Origin of the sequence: Streptomyces sp. NPDC051963 (assembly GCF_044593495.1) — a bacterium.
In the GTDB taxonomy this organism is placed as follows: Bacteria; Actinomycetota; Actinomycetes; order Streptomycetales; family Streptomycetaceae; genus Streptomyces.
The window spans coordinates 559,626-576,670 of the sequence record NZ_JBIUCC010000005.1 but is presented as its reverse complement, the minus strand read 5'-3'; the positions used below and the strand labels follow the sequence as shown (position 1 = coordinate 576,670).

Annotated in this window: 18 protein-coding genes; 5 read left to right on the top strand and 13 right to left on the bottom strand. The window is 70.0% G+C overall.

The window, feature by feature from the left end; all coding sequences use genetic code 11:
- Position 1 precedes the first annotated feature (1 nt).
- The 3 genes from ACIHFB_RS23380 to ACIHFB_RS23370 all read right to left on the bottom strand — a co-directional run bounded on the left by ACIHFB_RS23380 (position 2) and on the right by ACIHFB_RS23370 (position 1,729).
- A complete protein-coding gene (locus ACIHFB_RS23380; RefSeq protein ID WP_365272679.1) occupies positions 2-685 on the bottom strand; it encodes a DUF5063 domain-containing protein in 684 nt (227 codons plus the stop codon).
- On the bottom strand, positions 678-1,277 hold the full coding sequence (gene recR, locus ACIHFB_RS23375) for a recombination mediator RecR (RefSeq protein WP_365272676.1): 600 nt from the start codon (positions 1,275-1,277) through the stop codon (positions 678-680). The genes ACIHFB_RS23380 and recR overlap by 8 nt, the downstream gene beginning before the upstream one ends.
- An 89-nt stretch (positions 1,278-1,366) precedes the next feature.
- Positions 1,367-1,729, bottom strand: a complete 363-nt coding sequence (locus ACIHFB_RS23370; RefSeq protein WP_365273423.1) for a YbaB/EbfC family nucleoid-associated protein — start codon at positions 1,727-1,729, stop codon at positions 1,367-1,369.
- A gap of 291 nt (positions 1,730-2,020) precedes the next feature.
- On the opposite strand from ACIHFB_RS23370, the gene ACIHFB_RS23365 reads away from it, so the two are divergent.
- Entirely contained in the window at positions 2,021-2,788 is a 768-nt protein-coding gene (locus ACIHFB_RS23365; protein WP_400127790.1) for an SLATT domain-containing protein, read from the top strand.
- Between the two features lie 9 nt (positions 2,789-2,797).
- Here the strand turns inward: ACIHFB_RS23365 and ACIHFB_RS23360 are convergent, their stop codons facing one another.
- The 5 genes from ACIHFB_RS23360 to ACIHFB_RS23340 form a co-directional block, all read right to left on the bottom strand.
- Positions 2,798-4,189: a M20/M25/M40 family metallo-hydrolase gene (locus ACIHFB_RS23360; RefSeq protein WP_400127789.1), complete on the bottom strand. Its 1,392-nt coding sequence runs from the start codon at positions 4,187-4,189 to the stop codon at positions 2,798-2,800.
- Between the two features lie 97 nt (positions 4,190-4,286).
- Complete coding sequence (locus ACIHFB_RS23355) at positions 4,287-5,831, bottom strand: substrate-binding domain-containing protein (protein ID WP_365272667.1); 1,545 nt, start codon at positions 5,829-5,831, stop codon at positions 4,287-4,289.
- 147 nt (positions 5,832-5,978) lie between these two features.
- The gene (locus tag ACIHFB_RS23350; RefSeq protein ID WP_365272664.1) at positions 5,979-7,805 is read right to left on the bottom strand and encodes a serine/threonine-protein kinase; all 1,827 of its coding nucleotides are present in this window, start codon (positions 7,803-7,805) and stop codon (positions 5,979-5,981) included.
- Between the two features lie 83 nt (positions 7,806-7,888).
- Positions 7,889-8,377 carry a MarR family winged helix-turn-helix transcriptional regulator gene (locus ACIHFB_RS23345; RefSeq protein WP_400127788.1) on the bottom strand — a complete coding sequence of 163 codons (489 nt, stop codon included), beginning with the start codon at positions 8,375-8,377 and terminating at the stop codon, positions 7,889-7,891.
- On the bottom strand, positions 8,374-8,979 hold the full coding sequence (locus tag ACIHFB_RS23340) for a type 1 glutamine amidotransferase family protein (RefSeq protein ID WP_400127787.1): 606 nt from the start codon (positions 8,977-8,979) through the stop codon (positions 8,374-8,376). Before ACIHFB_RS23340 ends, ACIHFB_RS23345 begins: the two co-directional genes overlap by 4 nt.
- Positions 8,980-9,144: 165 nt before the next feature.
- Here ACIHFB_RS23340 and ACIHFB_RS23335 point away from each other — a divergent pair, with 165 nt between their 5' ends.
- From ACIHFB_RS23335 to ACIHFB_RS23320, 4 genes are all read left to right on the top strand, one after another.
- Entirely contained in the window at positions 9,145-10,491 is a 1,347-nt protein-coding gene (locus tag ACIHFB_RS23335) for an aspartate aminotransferase family protein (RefSeq protein WP_400127786.1), read from the top strand.
- 277 nt (positions 10,492-10,768) lie between these two features.
- Entirely contained in the window at positions 10,769-11,470 is a 702-nt protein-coding gene (locus ACIHFB_RS23330; RefSeq protein WP_400127785.1) for a GntR family transcriptional regulator, read from the top strand.
- Entirely contained in the window at positions 11,467-13,893 is a 2,427-nt protein-coding gene (locus ACIHFB_RS23325; protein ID WP_400127784.1) for a glycosyltransferase, read from the top strand. The genes ACIHFB_RS23330 and ACIHFB_RS23325 overlap by 4 nt, the downstream gene beginning before the upstream one ends.
- 59 nt (positions 13,894-13,952) lie before the next feature.
- On the top strand, positions 13,953-14,603 hold the full coding sequence (locus tag ACIHFB_RS23320; RefSeq protein WP_365272647.1) for a hypothetical protein: 651 nt from the start codon (positions 13,953-13,955) through the stop codon (positions 14,601-14,603).
- A 3-nt stretch (positions 14,604-14,606) separates the two neighbouring features.
- Here ACIHFB_RS23320 and ACIHFB_RS23315 read toward each other — a convergent pair whose 3' ends face one another.
- The 5 genes from ACIHFB_RS23315 to ACIHFB_RS23295 form a co-directional block, all read right to left on the bottom strand.
- Positions 14,607-14,900 (bottom strand): DUF3303 family protein, encoded by a 294-nt coding sequence (locus ACIHFB_RS23315; RefSeq protein WP_365273421.1) that lies wholly within the window; start codon positions 14,898-14,900, stop codon positions 14,607-14,609.
- A 97-nt stretch (positions 14,901-14,997) separates the two neighbouring features.
- The gene (locus ACIHFB_RS23310; protein ID WP_365272644.1) at positions 14,998-15,453 is read right to left on the bottom strand and encodes a hypothetical protein; all 456 of its coding nucleotides are present in this window, start codon (positions 15,451-15,453) and stop codon (positions 14,998-15,000) included.
- Positions 15,450-15,716, bottom strand: a complete 267-nt coding sequence (locus tag ACIHFB_RS23305) for a hypothetical protein (RefSeq protein ID WP_365272641.1) — start codon at positions 15,714-15,716, stop codon at positions 15,450-15,452. Before ACIHFB_RS23305 ends, ACIHFB_RS23310 begins: the two co-directional genes overlap by 4 nt.
- Positions 15,717-15,846: 130 nt before the next feature.
- Positions 15,847-16,398, bottom strand: coding sequence for a hypothetical protein (locus tag ACIHFB_RS23300; RefSeq protein WP_365272638.1), 552 nt, complete (start codon positions 16,396-16,398; stop codon positions 15,847-15,849).
- A 142-nt stretch (positions 16,399-16,540) separates the two neighbouring features.
- Positions 16,541-16,936 (bottom strand): hypothetical protein, encoded by a 396-nt coding sequence (locus ACIHFB_RS23295; RefSeq protein WP_365272635.1) that lies wholly within the window; start codon positions 16,934-16,936, stop codon positions 16,541-16,543.
- Positions 16,937-17,045: the final 109 nt, after the last annotated feature.

The following is a 17,045-nucleotide window of genomic DNA, read 5'->3' as shown; positions in this document are numbered from 1 at the left end:
ACTACTTGGACTTGGCCTTGGGCTTGACCTTCGCCGACGGCAGCCCCAGCGGACCCCCGATCTCCTCCGCCATCACCTTCCCGGCCTCGAACTCGAGGGTGTCGTCACCCATGGCCAGGTCGGTGTCGAGGCCGTCGAGTTCTTCGAGGGGCTGGTTGAGGCGGACGTGGGCGAGGACGGACTGGAGCGCGCGGAGCGTCGCGGAGGCCGTGGCGCCCCAGTTGGAGAAGTAGGAGAACTGCCACCACCACATGGCCTCGACGGTGCGGCCCGCACGGTAGTGGGCCATGCCGTGGCGGAGGTCCGCCATGACATCGGCGAGGTCGTCGGAGATACGGGCCGGGACCGGTGCCTTACGGGGCTCGTAGGGGTCGAAGACCTCGGAGTAGACGTCGACCGGTTCGAGCAGCCGGGCGAGGTTCTCACGGAGTTCGTCCACGTCCGGCTCGGGGCCCAGATCGGGCTCGTAGCGCTCCTCGGGCACGAAGTCCTCGTGCGCGCCGAGACGGCCCCCGGCCAGCAGCAGCTGGGAGACCTCCAGCAGGAGGAAGGGGATCGCCGATTCCGGCTCGTCGCCCTTCGCCACCTCGCTCACCGCTACGAGGAAGCTCTCCACCTGGTCCGCGATCTGGACCGCGAAGTCGTCCGGATCCTGCGTGGTCGCGTGCAGCGTGGCGTCAGACATCTAGGAGTCGTCTCCCCTCGAAGGCGCGGCCGAGGGTCACCTCGTCCGCGTATTCCAGGTCGCCACCCACTGGGAGGCCGCTGGCCAGGCGGGTGACCTTGAGGCCCATGGGCTTGATCATGCGGGCGAGGTACGTGGCCGTGGCCTCGCCTTCCAGATTCGGGTCCGTCGCCAGGATCAGTTCCGTGACCGTCCCGTCGGCCAACCGCGCGAGAAGTTCTCGTATACGCAGGTCGTCCGGACCGACACCCTCGATCGGGCTGATCGCGCCGCCGAGGACGTGGTAGCGGCCGCGGAACTCACGGGTGCGCTCGATCGCGACGACGTCCTTCGGCTCCTCCACCACGCAGATGGCGGCGGGGTCGCGGCGGGTGTCGCGGCAGATGTTGCAGTTCTCCTCCTGCGCGACGTTCCCGCAGATCGCGCAGAAGCGGACCTTGGCCTTGACTTCCATGAGGGCCTGCGCGAGGCGCCGTACGTCCGTCGGTTCGGCCTGGAGGATGTGGAAGGCGATCCGCTGCGCGCTCTTGGGACCGACGCCGGGCAACCGCCCCAGTTCGTCGATGAGGTCCTGGACCACGCCTTCGTACACGGACTGCCGCCCTTTCTGGTGCTCTTCAGTTCGTACGGTAGTTGCCCGACGCCCGTCCTAGATAGGCAGGCCCGGTCACAGAACAGAAGTCAGAACGGCAGGCCGGGGATACCGCTGCCGCCGCCCAGCCCCTGTGCCAGCGGGCCCAGCTTCTGCTGCTGGAGCGTCTGCGCATTCTCGTTGGCCGCGTGCACGGCCGCGATGACCAGGTCGGCGAGCGTCTCGACCGTCTCTTCCAAAGATGCAGTCTCGGGGTCGACCGCCTTCGGGTCGATCTTGAGGGCGCGCAGCTCACCGGCGCCGGTGACGGTGGCCGTCACCAGGCCGCCGCCGGCCTGGCCGTCGACCTCCGTCTGCGCCAGTTCCTCCTGCGCTTGCGCCAGGTCCTGCTGCATCTTCTGGGCCTGCTGGAGCAGCTGCTGCATGTTGGGCTGGCCACCACCGGGGATCACGATCAGCTCCTCTTTCGCGTACGGGTTTTTCCCGCTCGGCACGAGCCTACGTGGTCCGCGCAGCCGTCGCCCCAGCACTCTTTCGAGTGAGGCGACCGTGAGTCCTATACCTGATCAAGACCCACTTCCGGGCGGAAAAGAGGCGAAAACCGGGCCTTCGCCACCCATTGGGCGGTAGGAAGGGTCGAGCGCGTCAGCATCAGGCGTCACGCAGGCGTCGTCCATCGTATGTCGCACGAAGCGTACGAGACGTCACGCACCGTGATCAGTGCGATCAGTAGGGAGTGCCGGGTGGGTCAGCCGGAGATGCAGCCCGAGGGTCCGGCTCAGGACGGGCGCGGCGGGCGCGGCGAGGACCGGGAGGGCGCTGCCGGGCTGCGGCCGGGCGATCTCGTCGGGCGGGCGTTTCCGCCCGGGGACTGGGCGGAGCCGGCGGAACGGCTGGACGAGCTGTACCGGTGGGTGGAGCGCGGGGCGCTCGACACCGCGGCCTGGTATCTCGCGGATCGGGTGTGGAAGCGGCGAGGGGCGCGTGGATTGCGGACGGGCGCCGCGATGGGGGCGGTGGCCGGGGGTGTGCTGCCGTTGCTGGATCTGACGGGGGTGATCGGCGGGGCGGCCGCGTGGGGATATCTGGCGCTGCTGCTCGCAGTGGCCTGTGTGGCCGTCGACCGGTGCTTCGGGGTGACGTCCGGCTGGATAAGGGACGTCGCGACTGCGCAGGCGGTGCAGCGGCGGCTTCAGGTACTCCAGTTCGACTGGGCTTCGGAGAGTGTGCGGGAGGTCCTGGGGCCGACGGAGGGGACGGCGGGCGAGGCCGCCGAGCGGTGCCTCGGGGTGCTGCGGCGGTTCTCCGAGGATGTGACGGAGCTGGTGCGGGCGGAGACGGCGGACTGGATGGTGGAGTTCCGCACGGGGTCCGCGCCGATGGGGATCCAGTCGGCGGTGGCCGGCACCCCGCGGGGGGAGGGGGCCGTGGTGCAGGGTCGGTTCCCGATGTCACCGGGGAGCGGGGCGCGACCCAACATGCCTCGGCAGCGACCGCCGGAACCGCGGTGAGAAGGACCGCTACGTCTGCGGGTCCGGAAATGCCACCGGGCTGCGGTTCCCCGCCCGGTTGACCGCCCGCACCCCGAAGAACACGTTGTCCTTCGACAGGTCCACCTCATACCCCGTCACGTCCCCCACCGGGATCACATGCGTCCAGTCCGAGGACGTCGTCTCGCGCCAGACGATCTCGTATCCCGCGAGGTCCGGTTCCGTGCCCCTCGTCCACACCAGCTCGGTCGAGTTGGTGAGCGTGGACGTGATGATCTTTGCGCCCGTCGGGGTGCCGGGAGCCTGGGCCAGGGTCCAGAGGGTGGCGGCATTCACCCGGGCCACCCGTTGGATGAACGGGAAGTCGCAGAACTCGGGCAGGTCGCCGTACTGCTTGCCCGTTTCGTCGACGCGTACGTCCTGGTGCTGGTGGGCGTAGTCCTCGGTCGGTTCGGTGAAGCGGGCGGCGGGATAGGCGCGTTCGAGGAACGGGATGTGGTCGCCGCCCCGGCGATAGCGGTCCCGGCGGTAGATCACACGGACGTGCATCCGCGTCGCGTCGTTCTCCGCCACGTCACGGACGAAGCGCGCCAGCTGGCGGGTGGCGGAGTCGTTCTCGCCGCCCACCGAGCGCCGTGTCGCCGCCTGTTCCGGCGTCTCCGAGGACGGCACGCCCTCCGCGAAGAGCCGGATCGTGTACGGGTCCACCGTGCCGTCGTCCGCCTTCGGGCTGCCGACGATGTCGTTGGTGAACATGCCCTGCACATCGGTCCCGGCCGCCCGGTACTGCTGCGCCATGTACGCCGCCCCGAACAGCCCCTGCTCCTCCCCCGCCACCGCGGCGAACACGATCGTCGCGGCGGGCCTGCGCCGGGCCATCACCCGCGCCAGCTCCATCGCCACCGCCACCCCCGACGCGTCGTCGTCCGCGCCCGGCGCGTCCGAGGTGGCGTCCATGACGTCGGTGACGCGGGAGTCGTAGTGACCGGACACGACGTACACGCGGTCCGGCGTCACCGAGCCGCGCAGGGTCGCCACGACGTTGGTGATACGCGTCGCGACCGGGACACGGGGCCCCGGTTCCTGGATGTACGACTGGAGCTCCACGGTCATACGGCCGTCCGAGCTCGCCGCGTACTTGCGCAGTTCCGCCGCTATCCAGTCCCGCGCCGCGCCGATCCCCCGTACCGGGTCGTCCTGGACGGAGAGGGTGTGGCGGGTGCCGAAGGAGACCAGTTTGCGGACCGTCGCCTCGATGCGGGCCTCGGATATCTCCTTCAGCAGGGCGCGGAGTTCACGGGACGGGCGCTGGGACGTGCCCATGCCTTGGGGCGCCGCCTCCGCCCCGCCGGCCGTGCCCAGTGCGGCCGCGCTCGCCGCCGTCGCGGTGAGGACCGTTCTTCTGGAGGGGCTGGGGCGCATGTCGTCTCCCGTGGCCGATGCGAACGAACCGCCCCATGGTTGTGGACGCGTCAAGTGCAGCGCAAGAGGGCCTGCCGTACGTCGAGTTGAGGCTGTGTCAGTCGTCGCGGCAGAGCTGCTCGCCCGCCGTCGTCGAGCAGGGCACATGGCCGTGGCTGCGGATCACGATCTGGCCGTGGTTGCGGACGTAGTTGAGGAAGCTGGCGGCGAGGGACCCGGCGGGCGGCGAACCGTAGGTGTAGGCGTACTCCACGCCTCGGTACGGGTAGGGGCTGCCGTTGTGCTCGATGGCGTCGACGTCGGCGATGTCGCCGTTGAGGGCCACGAGCTTGACGCCCTTCTCGTCGGTCGCCTGGTTCAGTTCGCTGAAGCCGATCGCGCCCTGGGTGGCGGCGACCGTCTTCAGCACGTCCTCCGTGGAGTTGAGTTCGCAGCGCACGGGGGCGGACCTGTCGACCTGGAGGTTGCAGTCCAGCGAGGTGGTGGGCACGCCCTCCCATCTGCCGTCGAGCACCCGGTCCTGGAAGATCTGCCGGGTGCCGGAGTCGGCGTTCCGGCTGACCAGGACGACACGCCGGTGCGGCAGCGACGGGTCGAGCTCGTCCCAGTACCCGATCTCCCCGGAGTAGAGGCGCCGGACGCTCGTCAGGGACAGGCCCTTGGAGAGGTCGATGCCGTCGTTGGCGACCAGTGTGAAGACGGACAGGGCGATGGGCTCGGCCTGAAGTGTGCTGCCGGCGCGTGCGCTGCGGCCGTCCGAGAACGCGAGCACGGACGCCCGGGTCTTCGCCGACTCGCCCGCCAGGCCCGCGAGTTCACCGACGCCGGCCGAACTGCCGCGGGCCTCCATGACGATGTCGGAGCCCTCGCAGTCCTTCTTGTACTCCTTGGCCAGGTCCTCCACGACGGGCGCGAAGGCGGTGGAGCCGGTGACCGTGAGCTTGCCCTTCTCACAGCCGAGTGGGGGCGGATTGTCGTCGCGGGCGATGACGATGGCGGCGAGGAGGACGACGGAGACGGTGAGCATGATGGTGATCACCCGGGCCGCCCGGCTGAACAGCGGCGGCTTGTCGTCCGGCAGCGCACCGCGGTTGGGCCGCACCACACCGTCCCGGATGCCGCCGACGAGCCTGATGTCCGCGCCCACGTCACCGCCCGACAGCAGCACGAGCAGCTTGAAGTACTCGCCGCGGTTGAGCGGGACCCGCGGGATGCGCAGCTTGTTGCCGTCCTCGTCGTAGCCGAAGCCCGAGTGCGGCGTGAAGTGGCTCATCAGGTGGTCGGTGCCCTGCGGCTGGGTGACCGACACGCCGTGGATGTTCCGGTCGGTGAACTCCACGGTGAGGCCGTTGAGTTCACGGCTCGTGTAGTCGTCGAGGCCGATGCTCTCCGAGCCGTCGTTCTCGATGCGCAGCAGTACGAGCGTCCCGTTGGCCATGTTGGGCGCGTCGAACGAACCGAGCCGGACGTTCGGGCGGCCCGACTGGAAGTCATCGCCTATCGGGTTGTCCATCTGGACGCGGTAACCGATCCGCTTGCGTCGCGGTATGTGGCGCTCGTACCACACCATGACGGCCGAAGCCACGATGCCGACCATGGCGGTCGAGACGGCGACGATGTTCTCTGCGCTCAGCCACTCCACTGGGTGCCCCCGCAACTCCCAGACCCGGACGATGTCCGGTCACTGTACGGTCGCAGGCTGTGATATTCCGTTTCCGTCCGCAGAAGTTCGCTTGACATTCAACTAACGCACAGTGCCTTCAACCGACGCACACGGAACGGGACTTGGTCACTCCCGCGTGTAGGTCAGCTTCTCCCCGTTGCTCGTGGTCACCCGCTCCAGACGGCCGTCCGGAAGCAGGGTCAGCTCGGTGGCGGCACCCGGCGTGCAGGAGGTGGCCGGTTCACCGACGGTGACGGTGGACGGGCCGATCGCCAACGGGCCGTCCGCGCCCGGCTCTTCGGCCAGCTTCGCCTGGAACACACAGTGATAGTCCGAGCCGTCGGCCGCGAGCGAGAGCACCGTGTCGCCCACCTCGCCCTGCTGGACGGTGAGCCGGCGGGTGTGACGCCCGGCGTCGTTGTCGATGGTCGCGGACCAGGTGCCCAGAAACGCGGTCGGGATCACGCCGTCGGTGGGCGTCGAGGCGGCCGGGGAGGACTCCGGCGCCGTCGTCGGCCCGGACGTGGCGGAGGCGCTCGCGCTCGGGGACGCGGTGGACTTGCCGTCGTTCTTGTCGTCGTCGCCGCCGTTCATCAGGGCGAAGACCGAGCCGCCGGCGGCGAGCGCGACCACCAGGGCGATCACGACGAGCAGCGCGGTGGAACGGCCGTTCTGGCGCGGCGGTTCCTGGGGTGCGCCGGGGCCGTACGGCGGAGTCGGACCGTAGGGCGGGGTGGCGCCGGAGCCGCTGTACGGGTTGTACGGGGTGCTGTAGCCCCCCTGCTGCTGCGGGTATCCGTAGGCCGGAGGCTGCGGATGCTGCTGGGCATAGCCGTACGCGGGGTGCGGCGTAGGCGTGGGCGGAGGCGTCTGGGTCCCCTGGCCGGAGACCGTGGTGGGCAGGTGGTTCAAGGGGCCGCCGCCACCCGGCTGACCGGGCGGAGGCGGGGCCTGTACCACCGTAGGAGGATCGCCGTCCGCGGCCGAGGCGTGCTCGGGAGACGCCTCGGCCGCCGCCTCGGGGGCGGCGGCCTCCGGATTCTCCGTCTCCAGCAACTGCACGGCGTGCCGCCCGAGTTGGGCCACCAGCGCACCGGGCAGCCAGGGATCGCGCGACCGCCCGTCCGAGACGGTCTCGTCGACGCCCGTACGCTCCAGGATCTCGTCGAGCGTCGGCCGCGCCGCCGGGTCCTTGCGCAGACAGTGCCGTACGAGATCGGCGACGCCCTCCGGTACGCCCTCCAGGTCGGGTTCCTCCTGGGCGATGCGGAACATCAGGGCGTGGACACCGCTGTTGGCGGTCCCGAAGGGGAGGCTGCCGGTGGCGGCGTAGGCGAGGACCGAGCCGAGGCAGAAGACGTCGCAGGCCGGGGTGATCCGGTCCCCGCGCACCTGCTCGGGCGCCATGAAACCGGGCGAGCCGACGAGCCCGCCGGTGCGGGTGAGCCCGCCGTCCGTCACGGTCTCCATCGCCCGCGCGATCCCGAAGTCGATGACCCGGGGCCCGTCGATGGTGACCAGCACGTTGGACGGCTTCAGATCGCGGTGGACGATCCCGGTCGCATGGATGTCCTTGAGGGCGTGCGCGAGCCCGGCCGCGAGGATGCGCACGGACCGCTCGGGCAGCGCGCCATGGTCATGGCCGACGACCTGCTGGAGGCTGGGACCGGCGACATACCCGGTGGCGACCCAGGGCACGGCGGCCTCGGTGTCGGCGTCCAGCACGGGCGCCGTCCAGTACCCGCCGACCTGCCGCGCGGCCTGCACCTCCTGCCGGAAGCGGGCCCGGAACTCCTCCTGCGCGGCCAGTTCCTCCCGTACGAGCTTGACCGCGACGGTCCGGCCACGGTCCGACCGGGCCAGATACACCTGCCCCATACCGCCCGCGCCCAGCCGCGCCAGCAGCCGGTACGCCCCGATCCGCGGTGGATCCCCGGCCCCCAGTTTCTCCATCGCCGCGCCGCCTTCCCCCCGATACGCGCCCTGCAACAGATCAAAGATAGTGCGGGGATACGGGGAGGCGAGTGGGGCGGCGTCTACGGTTCCGTAACAGGCGGACCCACTTGTTCGAGGACCTTCGACAGCCGTTCCAGGAGGCGCACGGCGTCCGCGAGTTCACGCTCCCCGAATGCCTCCGCGAGCCGGTCGGCGAAGACGGCGTGCCCGGGGTCGATCCGCCGGACAGCCGCGAACCCCTCCTCGGTCGGGGCGAGGAGCTTGGCGCGGCGGTGGGCGGGGTTGGGCCGGTACTCGGCGAGTCCGCGCTCCACCAGCAGATCGGCGATCCGCTGCACGCTCTGCCGCGTTCTGTGCTTTCTGGGGGACACCCCCAGACCCCCGTCCATCTCCCGCGCGATCCCGGACACGCTGAGCGGTTCCCGCAGCACCGCGCCGAGCACCTGCCACCAGGCGGCGGTGAGCCCGGCGGGCCGCGCCAACTCCTCTGCCACGGCGAGGAATTGACCGTTGAGCCGGAAGACGCCGAGGGCGCTGCGGCTGAGCAGATCCTGCCGCTTTGCGCTCACGCCGCCCCCGCCTTGGCGAGCACGGCGTACGCCTCCGCGTCCGAGTCGTGGAACAGCCGGTACCAGGCGTCGAGCAGCTCACCCTCGTACACCCCGAGGAGCCGGAAGATCTCCCGGGCGAAGGCGACGGGTTCGGTGGGTCCCGCGGTGACGAGGTTGCCGTCGGTCACGGCGTCGGTGTCGATGTACCGGTCACCGCCCGCATATCCCGTGGCCGCGAGATAGAAGGAGACGGCACTGGTGTGGTCGCGGTCGTCGAGCAGGCCCTCGCGGGCGAGTCCGGCGGTGCCTCCGCAGATCGCGGCGACGGGGACGCCCGCGTCGAGGAACTCCCGTGCCTTGCGCGCGAACGGCGCGAGGTCGTCGCTCGTGTCCCAGAGGTCGGCGCCCGGGAGGATCAGCAGGGAGCTGTCTTCGGGGCGTACGTCGGCCAGGGCGAGGTCGGGCTGGATGCGGAGTCCGCCGATGCTGGTGACCGGTTCGCGGGCCGGACCGACGGTACGGATGCGGTACCCGGCGCGGGCGAGGTGCGCGGTGGCGTGACCGGGCTCCCAGTCGGCGAGGGTGTCGTAGACGGCGAGGTGTACGGGCTGGGTGTTCATGGCTCCTCCTCGGCCGATTTATGACAGCATCCTGTCATTCACGCAGCATGCTGTCAATGCGGTGGGGCCGGATCCCCGGCTGTCGACAACCTGTCGCGGAAACCGCCGTCCCGCAGACAGGACGCCGATACCGCTTCCGTATCGCGGACATTTACGCTCGCCCGCATGACCCCTCAGCCAAACCCCGAGGTCGGCGCCGCCGTGAAGGCCGCGGACCGTGCGCATGTGTTCCACTCCTGGTCCGCGCAGGAGCTCATCGACCCGCTCGCCGTCGCCGGCGCGGAGGGGTCGTACTTCTGGGACTACGACGGCAACCGCTACCTCGACTTCACCAGCGGCCTCGTGTACACGAACATCGGCTACCAGCACCCGAAGGTCGTCGCCGCGATCCAGGAACAGGCCGCGAAGCTGACGACCTTCGCGCCCGCGTTCGCGATCGAGGCGCGGTCGGAGGCGGCACGGCTGATAGCCGAGCGGACGCCGGGTGACCTGGACAAGATCTTCTTCACCAACGGCGGCGCGGACGCCGTGGAGCACGCGGTGCGGATGGCCCGGCTGCACACGGGCCGCCCGAAGGTCCTGTCGGCGTACCGCTCGTACCACGGTGGTACGCAGCAGGCGGTGAACCTCACCGGCGACCCGCGCCGCTGGGCGTCGGACACCGGCACCGCAGGGGTCGTGCACTTCTGGGCACCCTTCCTCTACCGCTCCCGCTTCTACGCGGAGACGGAGGAGCAGGAGTGCGCGCGGGCGCTGGAGCACCTGGAGACGACGATCGCCTTCGAGGGCCCCTCGACCGTCGCCGCGATCATCCTGGAGACGATCCCGGGGACGGCGGGAATCATGGTGCCGCCGCCGGGATATCTGGCGGGCGTCCGTGAGATATGCGACAAGTACGGGATCGTCTTCGTCCTGGACGAGGTCATGGCCGGGTTCGGGCGGACCGGGGAGTGGTTCGCGGCGGACCTGTTCGGTGTCGTGCCGGACCTGATGACCTTCGCGAAGGGCGTGAACTCCGGGTATGTGCCGCTGGGCGGGGTCGCGATCTCCGGGGCGATCGCGGAGACGTTCGCAAAGCGGGCCTACCCGGGTGGCCTGACCTACTCCGGCCACCCGCTGGCCTGCGCGGCCGCCGTCGCGACGATCGACGTCATGGCCGAGGAAGGCGTCGTCGAGAACGCGGCGAAGCTCGGCACGGAGGTCGTGGAACCGGCCCTGCGAGACCTGGCCGAGCGGCACCCCTGCGTGGGCGAGGTCCGCGGCGTCGGCATGTTCTGGGCACTGGAGCTGGTGAAGAACAAGGAGACCCGCGAGCCCCTGGTCCCGTACAACGCACCCGGCCCCGCCATGACCGCGTTCACCAGCACCGCCAAAGCCGCCGGAATCTGGCCCTTCGTGAACATGAACCGAACCCACGTCGTCCCCCCGTGCAACGTGAGCGAGTCCGAACTGAAGGAGGGACTCACAGCGCTGGACGCGGCGCTGAGCGCGGCGGACGAGTACACGGAGTAGGAGCACTCCAGCCCACCGGCATTCCAGCCCGCCCGGCATTTCAGCCCACCCGGCATTCCAGCCCGTCCGGCGTTTGAGGACGAGGCCGTTCAGGCCGATGGCGGGGGTCCGGGGGCGCAGCCCCGGGGTCGGGAAGGGTGGGGGCGGCGGGGGCGAAATCGGCTCGGCGTTCACCTCCGCCGGGACGGCGACCCGCCGCACCCGAACGCGTAAGGTGGCGTGCTCGTAGTCATATGCGTGCACGCCGACCACCGCGACGTAGGGAGACGCCCCGACCATGCCCGGCAGCCCCGGCAACGGCTCCGTGACCCGCAGCACACTGCGGCAACAGATCGCCGAAGCACTTCGCGACGAGGTGCTGGCGGGGCGGCTGAAGCCGGGTCAGGAGTTCACGGTGAAGGAGATCGCCGACCAGTACGGCGTCTCCGCCACCCCCGTACGCGAGGCACTGGTCGACCTCTCCGCGCAGGGCCTCCTGGAGGCCGACCAGCACCGCGGCTTCCGCGTCCACGAGTACTCCGTAGAGGACTACCGGGGCATCCTGGAGGCCCGCAGACTGGTCACCGACGGCATGTTCCTGGCCCTCGACGACGGCCACATGGGGTACCGGGACAACGACGACGCCCGTTCCGCCGCCGTCCTCGCGGGCGTGCGCCGCCGCGGCGAGGAGGCTCAGCGCGCGGCGGCCGCCGGCGACGTCACCGTCCTGATCGGCTACGACCTGCGCTTCTGGAAAGAGCTCGGCAACCTCTTCGGCAACCCCTACCTCACCGACTTCCTGCACCGGCTGCGCGTGCAGTCCTGGGTCTGCGCGGTCCAGCATCTGCGCCGGATGACCGACCTGCGCGGCCACCTGTGGGCGGGCCACACCGAGCTGGTGGACGCGCTGGCCCGCCGCGACACCACCGAGGCCCGAGTGATCATCGCCTCGTACAACGCGGACTCCCTCGCCCTCATCGAACGGCTGGCGGCCGGATGAAGGGCCCCGCAGCCGCCGTGGACCTCTCCGTCGTCATCCCCGCCTACAACGAAGAACGGCGTCTCGGCCCCACCCTCGATGCCATAGCCGGCTACCTCGGCGAGGACGAGGGCCGCTGGGGCGACTGGGAGATCATCGTCGTCGACGACGGCTCCACCGACGGCACCCGGGACATCGTCAGCGGGCGGCCCGACCCCCGCGTCCGGCTCGTCACCAGCCCCCGCAACCGCGGCAAGGGCCACGCCCTCCGCCTCGGCGTCGGCGCCTCCCTCGGCCGCCGGGTCCTGGTCACCGACGCCGATCTGGCGGCCCCCATCGAGGAGTTGGAGCGGCTCGACAAGGCGCTCAGCGAGGGCTGCGCGGCCGCGATCGGCTCCCGTTCCGTGCCCGGCGCGACGATCGGCGACCGCCAGCACCCGGTGCGTGAGCTGCTCGGCCGCGCGGGCAACGTCCTCATACGCCGGATAGCCGTGCCCGGCATCCGCGACACCCAGTGCGGCTTCAAGCTGTTCGACGGCGACCGCGCCCGCGAGGCCTTCGCCGACTCCCGCCTCGACGGCTGGGGCATCGACGTCGAGGTCCTCCAGCACTTCCGCCGGTCCGACTGGCCGGTCGCCGAGGTCCCGGTGCGCTGGTCGCACCAGAGCGGCTCGAAGGTCGGCGCCCTCGACTACGGCCGTGTACTCGCCGAACTCACCCGGCTCAAGGCACGCGCGCTCCGCCCGGCCGACGCCCTGGCCGTCGTCTTCTTCCTCGTGATGTCGACGGCCCTGTACTCGGGCCGCCTTTTCGACCCGAACCACCGCTATCTGCCGGACTCCATGAGGGACCAGAACCAGTGGGAGTGGTTCTTCGCGGTGACGGCCGACAACGTCGCCCACTTCCGCAACCCCCTCTTCACCGACCTCCAGGGCTTCCCGGACGGCGTGAACCTCATGGCCAACACGGTCATGCTCGGCGTATCGGTCCCGTTCGCACCGCTCACCCTGCTCGCGGGCCCCGCGATCTCCCTCAGCGTCGTCATGACGCTGGGCCTCGCCGCCACCGCCGCCGCCTGGTACTGGCTGATCGTGAAGCGGGTCGTGCACCAGCGCGCCGCGGCCTTCGTCGGCGCGTCCCTCGCGGCCTTCGCCCCGCCGATGGTCAGCCACGCCAACGCGCACCCGAACTTCATCATCCTGTTCATGATCCCGCTGATCATCGACCGCGCCCTGCGTCTGTGCACGGGCACCCGGGTCGTGCGGGACGGGATCGTGCTGGGCCTGATGGCCGCGTACCAGATCTTCCTCGGCGAGGAGCCCCTCCTCCTGGCGGCGATCGGCATGCTGCTGTTCGCCGCCGCCTACGGCCTCATACGACGGGATGTGGCGAAGGCGGCCTGGCGCCCCCTCCTCAGGGGCCTGCTGATCGCCGGCACGACCTGTCTCCCCTTGATCGTCTACCCGCTGGCCTGGCAGTTCTACGGCCCGCAGAGCTACCACAGCGTTCTGCACGGCGACAACGCGGGCAACAGCCCCCTCGCCCTGCTGTCCTTCGCCGAACGCTCGTTCATCGCGGGCAACGCGGACACGGCGAACGCGCTCTCGCTCAACCCCACCGAACAGAACGCCTTCTACGGCTGGCCGCTGGTCGCCCTCGCCTTCGCGATCGTCGTACGGCTCTGGGAACACGCCCTGGTCAAGGCGCTGGCGTTCACCGCGGTCGCCGCCGCATTCCTCTCCCTGGGCCCGGAGTTCCGCATCCCGCTGACGGACCTCGTCCTCCCCGGCCCCTGGGCCCTACTCGCCGGAAAACCCCTCTTCGAGTCGGTCATCGAGAGCCGGGTGGCGATGGTCTGCGCACCGGCGCTGGGCATGCTGGTGGCGCTGGCCGTGGACCGACTGGCCGGCACCCGCCTCAGAAGCGCGCAGTACGTCGGTTTCGTCGGCGTCTGTCTCGCGCTGCTCCCCCTCGTCCCCGCCCCGCTGAAGGCGGTGGACCGGGCGGAGGTGCCGGCGTTCATCGCGGACGGGACCTGGAAGTCGTACCTCGGAAAGGGCGAGGCACTCGTCCCGGTGCCCCTCCCGGATCCGGGCGACGCGGAGGCCCTGCACTGGCAGACCGTGGCCGGCATGGACTTCAAGCTCCCCGGCGGCTACTTCAACGGCCCCTACGGCGAGGACCGCACCGGCATCTACGGCGCCGCCCCCCGCCACACCTCCAACCTCCTGCGGGAGGTGCGCTACTCGGGCGTGGTTCCCGAGATCGGGGAGAACTGGCGGGAGGTGGCCCGGCAGGACCTCGAATTCTGGAAGGCGGGCGTGCTGGTGCTGGCGCCGCAGCCGAACGACGCCAAGCTGCGCGAGACGGTGGAGAAGCTGGTGGGCAGCCCTGGTAAGTGGACGGGCGGCGTGTGGGTATGGGACCTGCACGCGGGGAGCTGATCGGCACCTCACCGACTACTGTTCCTCTGTTCCTCCGAGTCGTTTCGAGGAGACCTCTTTTGGCCTGTGACCTGTGGCTGGTACCGCTCGTCGATGTGTTGTGCCACACCCCCGACAACCCGTTCGCCGAGGAACTCGCGCAATACAACAAGGTGCTGGCGGAGGCCGGGCTGCCACCGGTGCCGGTGTACCAGTACATGCCGGGCCTGACGGGCGAGGTCGCCCCGGTCGCCGGCTTCGACTACGACGCGCTGCACTTCCTGCGCCGCATCTATCTGCTCCAGATGTGCGGCCTGCCGGTGACGCCGGTGGACGACCTCGGCGGCGACTACGAACAACTGCTGGAGATGTTCGAGACGACGGCCCAGCAGTCGCACCTGGTCTGGCACTACGACCATGCGGGCGCCTACGTCCCCGTCGAGTTCCCGCACCCGCTGTCGAGCGACGAACTCCTCGCGGGCGGCGGCCCGTTGGGTTCCTCGCAGACGCTGCTGCGCGAGCTGGAGTTCGTGGCGGCGGCGATCGGCATCGACCCGGCCAACCCCCCGGCCGCGCCTCAGGCCCCGCTGGCCCCCACGGAACTGGAGGAACCGGCGGTCCCCGCCCCCTACGACCCCAGCCCCTTCGCCCGCGAACGGCATGTCTGGCTGGGCCTGCACGCGGCGGCGACGCGAAGCCTGGCGCAAGGGTCGATGATCATCTTCAGCTGAGGGTCAGCGGCCCAGCGCGGACAGCCCCTTCTGAAGGTCCTCGGGGTTCATGACCGGGGTGTACGAGACCTCGGCGCCGAGCTCCAGGAAGAACGGCTCCGCGATCGCCGGCATCTGGGAACTGTCCTGGAGGTCGAAGACGAGGAAGCAGGTGCGTCGGCCCTCGTCGGTGGTGAAATAGGCGGCCTCCGGCTTGACCTGTTCCATCGAGGACTGCATCAGCTTGCCCAAAGTGCCGTTCCGGATGGCCTCGTTCGACCGCTCCGTGTCGAGGTGTGCCCTGAACAGAACGCGCATCGCACTCACCTTCTCCTCGTCGACGCACGACCGGTGCGGCCGCACGGCACGCACGGTTTCAGAGTATGCCTATATGCCGCTTCTCGGACGGAAGGGGTCAGTTCTGCTCGACGATGCGGATGGTGCGGATACCGGTGCCGCGATAGCGCGTAGGCGTCCTGGTCAGGACCGGACGACCTCGCGGCCACTCGACGGTCGGCAGAGCGAGGTGCAGCACGTGAGCTCCGCTCCAGTCCGCCTCGCCCTTCCCTCCCTGCTCCCCGTCCTCCCCGACGGCCGCCGTCCGCAGTCGCTTGCCCACGGCGGTCGCCGCCGCGAAGTCGAGACCCTCGATGTTCACGGAGGGCAGTGCCCCCAGATGCTCGGCGACCCCGGCCCGCTCCTGCTCGGCGGCGGCGAGACTGAGCGCCGGGATGTAGACCCGCACGACCGGGTCCTTCTCGGCCTCGACGACGAGCCGCGAGGCCATGCTGTTCCCTGCTCCGAGAGCGAGCGCGGCCGTGTCGTCGAAGATGACGGCACGTGGCAGCGGGTATCGGTCCTTCTCGGTCACTGGACCTCCCCGATGCGCCCGGCCTCAAGGTCGGCCCACAGCTTCTCGCCGGCCTCCTCGTCCTCCTCGGTGTACGGCCTGCCGAGGAAGTGCTCCTCGACATACGCCTTGGTCTCCTCGTACTGCTTGCGCAGCTCTTCCTTGGTCGGCGTGGCCCCGGCCAGCTCCGCCACGAAGTCCCGCATGCTCATCCCGCGCTCCCGGGCCAGCTCCTGGAGCCGGTCTCGGACAGCGGGATCGACCTTGATCGTGGTGTCAGCCATGAGCACAGTATACCGGCGGTATACCACCTCAGGGCGTACGAGTGTGACGGTCATCGAGTCTCCATTTCTTTCGATGGGCCCAGCACGCGAATGCGCGCCGGGAGTCTGTATGCGCCTACGCGGGCACCGCTCACCCGTTCAGGAGAGGACGCCCAAGACGCAATCGGTCCTCGAGCAGGGCCCGCGCCGAGCGCACCGGCTGCGGCGGCCAGCCGTACACCAGGGCCGCCCGCACCTGGGCGCTGCTGACCCCCCGCGCCCACCACCCCTCGACGAGCGGCGCGAGCCGGAGCGCCTCGGTGGCGTCGAGTGTGAGCCGGGAATCGATCTGTCCGAGCGAGATGAGCAGTTGCGCGGCGCGCGCGGTGTGCCTGCGAGGCGCGTTCCGATCCCGGACTTTTTCGGTTTCACCCATTGGTGACTCGACTTCGCACGGGACGTCGAACACCTCGTGAACGACGGGGAGTTGACCCGCACCCCCGGCCCCGCGCAGTTCCTCCAGCTCACGCAGGGCGGCGGCGAGCTGCGCGGCAAGGGCGCACAGGGGCACGCGGACGCCGTTCAGGAGGGCCAATAGGTACGTCAGTACGCCCACCGCGCACCAGGCGATGCGCCGGTCGCGGAGGAGGGTGGCAGAGAAGCCTGAAAAGACGCGCGCAGGCGTCGTACGATGAAAACGCATCCGGAGGTGTTTCTCCTGGTGTCGAGCCCCCGGGTGTTGGCGCACCGCGGGGGCATTTCGTTCGTTGGGCGTGACTCTACGGGTACGCAGAGCGACGAATGCAAGCCGAAACCACCTTTTCCCAGGCGGAAGTTCACGTTCTTCACCCCTGCGAGTGAAGGGCGGTGCGCAGCAGGAGCGCGTGTACGAGGTGATCGGCGACCGTCGGGCGGTAGCGCCAACTCAAGGGCCAGGTCAGGCCGTTGAGGGCCGGGATCGGGATGTACGACACGTGCTGCGGACCGGCAGCGAGACGGGTGGCGCCATCGGGCCACGGACGGTGAGACGTACTGCCGACGGGCACGAGGAAGTAGACCCCGCGGCGACCGGTGGCCGTCTCGACGATCGGCCCCGGATCACCGCCGGTCATCCGGGCGAGACGGTCAGCGACGATTCGACCGTCCTCGCCGTCGACCCTCAGGGCGTCGAACTGGACACCTGCCTTGCGGAGTTGGACGCCGGACGCCGGGATCCAACTCAGCTCACTTTGCGTATTCACACGGTTAGTTTCCGCAACCGGAACCAGCGTGATCAATGACTCTGCGTCGCTGGTCGAGCACAGTTGTGCGGCGACGTCGGCAGTCGTGACCGGTTGAGTTCGGTTGAGT

Bases quoted from the DNA above. Each gene is read 5' to 3' on its own strand.
- ACIHFB_RS23380 (WP_365272679.1), bottom strand. From the start codon at position 685: ATGTCTGACGCCACGCTGCACGCGACCACGCAGGATCCGGACGACTTC.
- ACIHFB_RS23360 (WP_400127789.1), bottom strand. From the start codon at position 4,189: ATGCGCCCCAGCCCCTCCAGAAGAACGGTCCTCACCGCGACGGCGGCG.
- ACIHFB_RS23350 (WP_365272664.1), bottom strand. From the start codon at position 7,805: ATGGAGAAACTGGGGGCCGGGGATCCACCGCGGATCGGGGCGTACCGG.
- ACIHFB_RS23340 (WP_400127787.1), bottom strand. From the start codon at position 8,979: ATGAACACCCAGCCCGTACACCTCGCCGTCTACGACACCCTCGCCGAC.
- ACIHFB_RS23335 (WP_400127786.1), top strand. From the start codon at position 9,145: ATGACCCCTCAGCCAAACCCCGAGGTCGGCGCCGCCGTGAAGGCCGCG.
- ACIHFB_RS23330 (WP_400127785.1), top strand. From the start codon at position 10,769: ATGCCCGGCAGCCCCGGCAACGGCTCCGTGACCCGCAGCACACTGCGG.
- ACIHFB_RS23325 (WP_400127784.1), top strand. From the start codon at position 11,467: ATGAAGGGCCCCGCAGCCGCCGTGGACCTCTCCGTCGTCATCCCCGCC.
- ACIHFB_RS23315 (WP_365273421.1), bottom strand. From the start codon at position 14,900: ATGCGCGTTCTGTTCAGGGCACACCTCGACACGGAGCGGTCGAACGAG.
- ACIHFB_RS23305 (WP_365272641.1), bottom strand. From the start codon at position 15,716: ATGGCTGACACCACGATCAAGGTCGATCCCGCTGTCCGAGACCGGCTC.
- ACIHFB_RS23300 (WP_365272638.1), bottom strand. From the start codon at position 16,398: ATGCGTTTTCATCGTACGACGCCTGCGCGCGTCTTTTCAGGCTTCTCT.